Origin of the sequence: uncultured Oscillibacter sp. (assembly GCF_910587525.1) — a bacterium.
Classification (GTDB): domain Bacteria; phylum Bacillota; class Clostridia; order Oscillospirales; family Oscillospiraceae; genus Oscillibacter.
Genome location: NZ_CAJULS010000122.1, coordinates 1 through 6,839, shown reverse-complemented (window position 1 = coordinate 6,839; position 6,839 = coordinate 1). Strand labels below are relative to the sequence as shown.

General features: G+C 57.0%; 6 protein-coding genes and 1 pseudogene. 2 read left to right on the top strand and 5 right to left on the bottom strand.

What is annotated here, in order from left to right; genetic code table 11:
- Together QZ326_RS10320 and QZ326_RS10315 are read left to right on the top strand one after the other, a co-directional pair.
- A partial coding sequence (locus QZ326_RS10320; RefSeq protein WP_295744877.1) for a TOBE domain-containing protein occupies positions 1-447 on the top strand: 447 nt, incomplete at its 5' end.
- 70 nt (positions 448-517) lie between these two features.
- The gene (locus QZ326_RS10315; protein ID WP_295744875.1) at positions 518-1,405 is read left to right on the top strand and encodes a PfkB family carbohydrate kinase; all 888 of its coding nucleotides are present in this window, start codon (positions 518-520) and stop codon (positions 1,403-1,405) included.
- A 219-nt stretch (positions 1,406-1,624) separates the two neighbouring features.
- Here the strand turns inward: QZ326_RS10315 and QZ326_RS10310 are convergent, their stop codons facing one another.
- From QZ326_RS10310 to QZ326_RS10290, 5 genes and pseudogenes are all read right to left on the bottom strand, one after another.
- Positions 1,625-3,052 carry a hypothetical protein gene (locus QZ326_RS10310; RefSeq protein ID WP_295744873.1) on the bottom strand — a complete coding sequence of 476 codons (1,428 nt, stop codon included), beginning with the start codon at positions 3,050-3,052 and terminating at the stop codon, positions 1,625-1,627.
- Positions 3,053-3,058: 6 nt separating this feature from the next.
- Positions 3,059-3,853 (bottom strand): sensor histidine kinase, encoded by a 795-nt coding sequence (locus QZ326_RS10305; protein WP_295744871.1) that lies wholly within the window; start codon positions 3,851-3,853, stop codon positions 3,059-3,061.
- A 32-nt stretch (positions 3,854-3,885) separates the two neighbouring features.
- Positions 3,886-5,469 carry a response regulator gene (locus tag QZ326_RS10300; RefSeq protein ID WP_295744869.1) on the bottom strand — a complete coding sequence of 528 codons (1,584 nt, stop codon included), beginning with the start codon at positions 5,467-5,469 and terminating at the stop codon, positions 3,886-3,888.
- A gap of 112 nt (positions 5,470-5,581) precedes the next feature.
- Complete coding sequence (locus tag QZ326_RS10295) at positions 5,582-6,550, bottom strand: sugar ABC transporter substrate-binding protein (RefSeq protein WP_295744867.1); 969 nt, start codon at positions 6,548-6,550, stop codon at positions 5,582-5,584.
- A 61-nt stretch (positions 6,551-6,611) separates the two neighbouring features.
- Positions 6,612-6,839, bottom strand: a pseudogene (locus QZ326_RS10290) (ABC transporter permease); the annotation flags it as partial.

Here is a 6,839-nt window from a genome sequence, read left to right as displayed (position 1 = left end):
ATCATGAAGGACGGCGTCATCTGCCAGCAGGGCTCTCCCACGGAGATCTACGAGCAGCCGAACAGCCGCTTTGTGGCCAACTTCATCGGCAAGGCCAACTTCATCGACGGTACGTTCCAAGGCCGCCGCGGAGAAGCCGCCCTGGTGGAGATCGGCGGCCACACCTTTTCCATTCCCGTTCCCGGGAAGATGGAAAACGTGGAGGCGGGCGGCGCCTGCTGCCTGACGGTCCGTCCCGAGTCTGTCCAGCTCTCCGACCGGGAGGGTCCCCTGCCCGGCGTGGTCGCCCGGGCCACCTACTACGGCGCCAAGGTGGAGTACGAGGTGATGCTGGGAGACAAGCCGGTTATCGTGGAGGTCTACAATCCCCAGCTGGCCCGCCGGTTTGACGTGGGGGATCAGGTTTACATGACGCTGATCGACCGCTGTGTGCGGGTGCTGAAATAAGAGGCGGCCTGAAAAACACGGGGGGCGTCCGTCGCTCCCCGTGTTTTCAATCTGTGTATGGAGGCGGAATATGGCAGGAAAATATTACGACGTTTTGGTGATCGGTCCGGTCTCTCTGGACCATAACATCGACTATCAGGGCAACGAGCGCCGGGAGGTTGGAGGCGCTGTGGTGGCCTCCGGCTTCGCGGCGGCCGGGAGCGGGAACCGGACGGCGGTGTTCACGAAGCTGAATCCCGCCGACGCCGATGTGGAGGAGCGGTTCCGGGACTCCGGGGCGGACGTCTACTGGAGTCCCTCCGCGGCCACGTGTTCCATCCGCAACCAGTACTTCACCGCCGACAAGGAAAAGCGCGCCTGCACCTCCATGGGGGTGTGCGATCCCTTCCGCTTTGAGGAACTGCCGGACGTTGAGGCGGACATCTACCACTTTGCCGGCCTGGTCTACGGAGACTTTGACGGCGCGCTGTTCACCGAAGCGGCGAAGCACGGCAAGGTGGCGGTGGACGTGCAGTGCCTTCTGCGCCATGTGGAGGCGGACAGGACCATGGCTTTTCACGACTGGGCGGAGAAGCGGGAGTACCTGCCGGTAATCGACTATCTGAAAACCGACGCGGCGGAGGCGGAGATTCTCACCGGACTCACCGACCGGGCGGAGGCGGCGAAGCTGCTCCACAGCTGGGGCGCAAAAGAGGTTCTGATCACCCACAACACCGAGGTGCTGGCCTATGACGGGCGGGAGATCCACACCTGCCCCATCAAGTCCCGGAATCTCTCCGGGCGCACCGGCCGGGGGGACACCACCTTTGCCGGATACATCACGGAACGCCGGCGGGCAGGCGTGGCGGAGGCCCTGCTGTACTGTACGGCGCTGGTCTCTTTGAAGATGGAGACGCCGGGGCCTTTCCAGGGAAGCCGGCGGGATGTGGAGGATTATATTCGGTTATTTTTCAAATAAAGCAAAAAGGAAGAATAAAGGATACTATGCAGAGAACAGCTAGAAAGAGCGTGAAAACCATCGAGTATATATTTATGTGGTGATACGAACTGGTGAAACCACCCTTTATACATTACATCTCAAGAAATCTTAACTGTATGATGACACCTCTGCCCTCGATTTGTAAGGGCAGAGGCGCACAAAATCAGACTCAGCTGCTTTTGTCCTGTCGAATATCCGTCAGTTAACATAGCGCAGACGCTTAAGGAACTCATAGTTTTCGGTTTTTTCGCAGATGGCATCAATTCCGGAGGACACTACCCAGATGGCCATCCCCCTTTCGGCGCAGGTCACCAACATATTCAGGATCATCTCGTGATGGGCCGTCTCCTGCCCAACGAAGGGGAAAAAGCAAATCAGCAGCTTGGGATTCAAAAGATACCATTTGTAATAGGAAAAACGCAGGCGCTGGGGTAGCGTCCATGTTCGCAGAGGCTTTTGCAGATCCTCTCTGTCAAACCAGCAGGACGCCTCGTCCAGAATATTTTCCAGGACCCGCCTGGTCGCAATCCGCTTGCCCGCCTTTGGAAGCAAAAAGGAGCTCAAATTGTCCAGCGCGGTCAGATCGTCAAACAGTACGCCATTGGAGCGGTCCGGCCTTTCGATTTGGATCCCAATCTCCGTGCCAATCAGCTTTGCCAGCTCCCCATGGGTGTACGCCGTTCCCATCAGGCAGAAGGTACCGCTCAGCCAGCGCTGCTCTCCCAGAAAACAGTTTCGCAGGCGTACTGCGGTACTGTAATTCTCATCTCTCAAAAAGGCGATCTCCCCGCCGCAAATCTGAAAATTCAAAAGCGGCATTCCGGGAAATGCCAGCTCGGACACACACAGCACAGCACCGGCCCCTTTGTATTGCCCCGTCCGCTTTGTCCCGCTGTTGCGGCACTTCCAGCCGAGAATCTCATACAGCTTCTCCCCATACTCCTCCGGATACAGCCGGTAACAGGTTTTTCGGTTTTTGACGACATCGATTCGGCCGGAGTAGCGGTACATAAACGTCTCATCTAAATCAAAAAGAAAGACTGCGGTTCCGTGCTCCAGCAACATCCGGACATACTGCATCAGCTTTTCCAGATCCCTCTGACGCAAAACCTCGGTAATCCGATCCAGAATCAGCAATTCGCTCTTCCAGAGCCACGTCCGAAAGACGCAGAGCCCATAATAATCCAGCATGGAAACCTCTGCCAGGCTCAAATCCATGGGAAGAAGCAGCCCCATCCGCTGCATCATGGACACAGCCTCCGGACTCCGGAGGCTCCGTTCCACGCCTTTTCTTTGCTCCCGGTTCATGGGCTTCCACAGCGCCAGCAAGAAGTCCCGTACAGTCAGCTCCCTGGACTCGAAGCGGTACTTGTCCACAATGGTGCTCTTTTGCAGAATCCAGCGCTCTAGTGCCTGTCCGCCAACCCGGCAGCCGCAGGAAAAGGCCTTGCCCCGTTTCATGTGGGTACAGCCCTTGAAAATATCGAGATACGCCGTGCCGGAGGTGAGATGATCGTCCACATAGATGCCGATACACTCCCCTCTGGCAATGGAGATATCAAAGTAATATTCCTCATCCTCACTCTGAAAACAGCCGTGTTCGACACGGATCAACTCTTCTTTCATGGGCGGTCACTCCTCCTGAAACAGCAGCGGCAGCGTCGCGCAGCACTCTGTACCGATTCCCACCGCGCTGAAAATGCGAAGGCCGTAGTTCTCGCCAAACATCAGCTGAATCCGGCTGTTCACATTGCGCAGGGCAATTCCGCCCTTTTGCTGTCCGATCACCGCTCCGCTGTTCTCCGCAAACTGCTCGTTCAGCTGCTTTACCCGCTCGTCTGCAATGCCAATGCCGTCATCCCGCACCCGCAGAAACAATGTGCGGTCACTGCTCTCCACCGCGATGCGGACTGTACCAGGGCCCAATTTCCCCTCCAGTCCATGGGATACCGCATTTTCCAGCAGGGGCTGCAAAATCAGCTTCGGCATCCGCGCCTCCAGCAGCTTCTCATTTTCCAGCTCCAGCTCCATGGATATTTTATCTCCAAAACGGCACCGCTGAATCGTAAAATAGTTTTCTGCGTTGTCCAATTCATCTGAAAACGTCACATATTCCTGCACATTGGATATGGTATAGCGGAAAAATGAGGCCAGTGCCTCCGTGGTCTCGGCAATGTCCTCACAGTCCGCTAACAGGGCGTCTGTCCGGATCGCCTCCAGCGCATTATACAGGAAATGGGGGTTGATCTGGTTCTGCAACGCCAGATACTCCGCCTGCTTCTGCCGCAGCCGGGTGATCTCCTCGCCATAGAGGCGCTCTTTAACATCGGAAAAGAAGATGTTCAGCAGCGGCTCTTTTCCCCAGTCCGTCTGCACAACGGCTTCCAGATCCCGGTCATTCCAATAGTGCCGGAGCGCTTTTTTCAATTTCCACCCAGCCCACATCCACATAGCGTCACCTACTTATACAGCTTTTTATAATCTGACGGACTCACACCGGTGGTCTTCTTAAACAGTCTGGAGAAGTATTTCAGGTCGCGATACCCCACCATCTCCGCCACATCCTGGACAGACAACTGGTCGCCGCACAGCAGCTCTTTGGATTTGTTGATCCGCAGCTCCGTCAAATAATCCATAAAATTCTGTCCGGTCTCCTTTTTGAACAGGGTGGAGAAATATGTGGCGTTAAAGCCTACGGCGCTGCTGACATCCTCCAGCCGCAGCGATTCCCGGTAATGCTGCTGAATATAACGCTTGGCCTCGGTAATGGGGCGCGTCTCCCGCAGGGACCGCTCATCCTCTAAACGCCGCAGCTCCTGAACGACATCCTGCTGCAGCAGGCTGAACACGCTTCGCGTATCTGTGCAGAGCCAAAATTTCTCCGTCAGTTTCTCTGAAAAGTGCTCCTTCACCTGGCCGCTCTGCCGCATCCCATAGAGACAGGCCTCCAACACCTGGTAAAACCAGTCCTCAACCATTTGGCCGTTCAGATTTGGCTGGGATAAAAGGGTGAGGAAGCTCTCCTCCAGCTCCTGCTCAAAGCGTATCTCATCCAGACACTCCGCTGCCACCTGGAGCCTCTTTTTCTGCGCCGTCTCCAGGCAATACCTCTGGTCAAAGGAGGTCTGCTCTCCCTCGGCATCCAACCAGGACTGTGCCCGGCAGAGGCGGTCACGGCAGAGCCAGAGCGCCTCCCGCATGGAGATACCGGCCTGTTCGAGACAGGTCTTCCGGCCGCCCAGACAGATCGTGCAGCGAATATACCAGAACATATCCCGCTGTTTTTCAATCTCCTTGCGGATCTTTGTAAAGCACTGCTTCACTTCCAGGGCCCGATACTCGTCCAGCTGCAGCAGAACTGCAATCCCCTCCTTCTGCGCAGCGGCGGCATAGACCGCCGCCAGTGACGAAAGCTCCCGTCGAACAATTTCCAGCGCGTGCTGCATCATAATCTGATAGCTGTCCTGATACTGTGCGGCGTTGGAGACATCCACCTTTACCAGCGCGGCAAAATATGTTCCCTCTGCAAAATGAAACCCATAGCCCGCGTCAGCCTGCGCCGCATCCAGGAACGGTTGCTGCCGCTTTGCCGCGCTCTGAAGAGCATCCATCAGCAGCTCCTGCTGCTGCTCGCCGCTTTTCTTCAGCCGGAGCTCCAGTACGGCCTCCTCTCCCAGCTTGTCGCTCAGCCGCAGCAAAATGCCGGCCAGTTCCTCCTGCTTGAGCGGCTTGAGCAGATAGTCCTCCACGCCGTATTTCAGAGCGTTCTGCGCATATTCAAATTTTCGATATCCACTGATAATGATAAAATGCAGGTTTGGCTGCAGGTCCCGGGCGCGCCGGATCAGTTCAATTCCGCTGCACCCCGGCATCTGGACATCCGTAATCAACAGGTGCGGCTGCTGTTGGCCCACCAGCTCCAGAGCCCGCAGGCCGTCGTTGGCCGTGCCGACAATTTCATAGCCCAGCTGCTTCCAGTCGATCAGCTTTTGCAGCAGCAGAATAATCTTATTCTCATCATCCGCCAGGACAACTTTCAACATGGCCAATCCCCCCCTCTTTTGTATAAGGAAAGGGAAAACGCAGCCGTTTTCCCTTTCCTTACATTATAATCCCTTCACGCCGGTTTGCCAAGGGGCAATCCGTGGAAACGGCTTATTCGTAGTCCGCGACATTGGAGGCGTCGATCCAGACGCTGTCGGTGATGAGAACATTGCTCTCCAGAGAGCCGCCGTCCAGCAGGGTGACCGCCGCCTCAAGGGCATTGGCAGTCATTGCGCCGCCGTCCTGGGCCACAGTACCGGTGATACGGCCGTCCTTGATCGCCTCATAGCCGTCAGGCGTGCCGTCAAGGCCGGTGATCACAATGCCGCTGTTGGCGCCTGCCGCGTTTCCGGCGCCGACGGCCATGCCATCGTTCTGGCATACGATGGCGTCCAGATCATAAGCGGACAGCCAGCTCTCCACGGTGGTCTGCGCCTGAGCGGTATCCCACTGGCAATCGGCGGGAGCGACCACCTGAACCATATCGGGATAGTTCGCCAGGACATTCTCATAGCCCTCCAAACGGCCCAGAGAGTCAGAAGAGGCCGCGGGACCGGTCAGAATGGCGACGTTGCCCTTGCCGCCCAGCAGGTCGGCAACATGCTGCATCTCGTTTTCGCCGGCTTTGACGTTGTCACCGTAGGAGACGATGGAGATACCGGCGCTCTCCCAGTCGGTGCAGACGGAGACGATGTTCACGACAATCACGCCGGCGTCTGCGGCGCTCTTTGCGGCATCGCGCAGACCGTCGGGATCGACGGGTTCGAACAGGATTGCATTGAACCCCTCGGACACGCACTGCTCGATCTGGCTGATCTGTGCGGCGGCATCCTGGTCCGCGCTCAGAACGGTCAGCTCAACGCCCAATTCCGAGGCCTTGGCCTCAGCGGCCTCGGTGATGGCGATCTGGAACGCATTGGTCTGGTGCTGCTGAATCAGGGCGATTTTGTACGCGCTGTCTTTGGGTTCGCCGCCGGCGGCAGGCGTGGACGCAGGGGTCTCGCCGCTGCCGCAGCCCGCCAGGACAGACACCGCCATAGCGCAAGTCAGCAGGATTGCAAAAAACTTCTTTTTGCTCATAATAGCTCCTCCTTAATTGTATATATGTAAGAGCAGTCTGCATTCTGCCCTTGACACCGAATCAGTTCTTCTTACCCTTCCCCTTAATGTCAATCAGCACTGCCAGGACGATAATGGCACCCTTGACAATCTTCTGCCAGTGGGAAGAGACGCCCATGATATCCAGGCCGTTGGCAATGACGGTGATCAGCAGGCAGCCGATCACCACCCCCCAGGGCTTGCCCACGCCGCCGGACATGGATACGCCGCCCACCACGCAGGCCGTAATGGCGTCCATCTCATAGCTCTC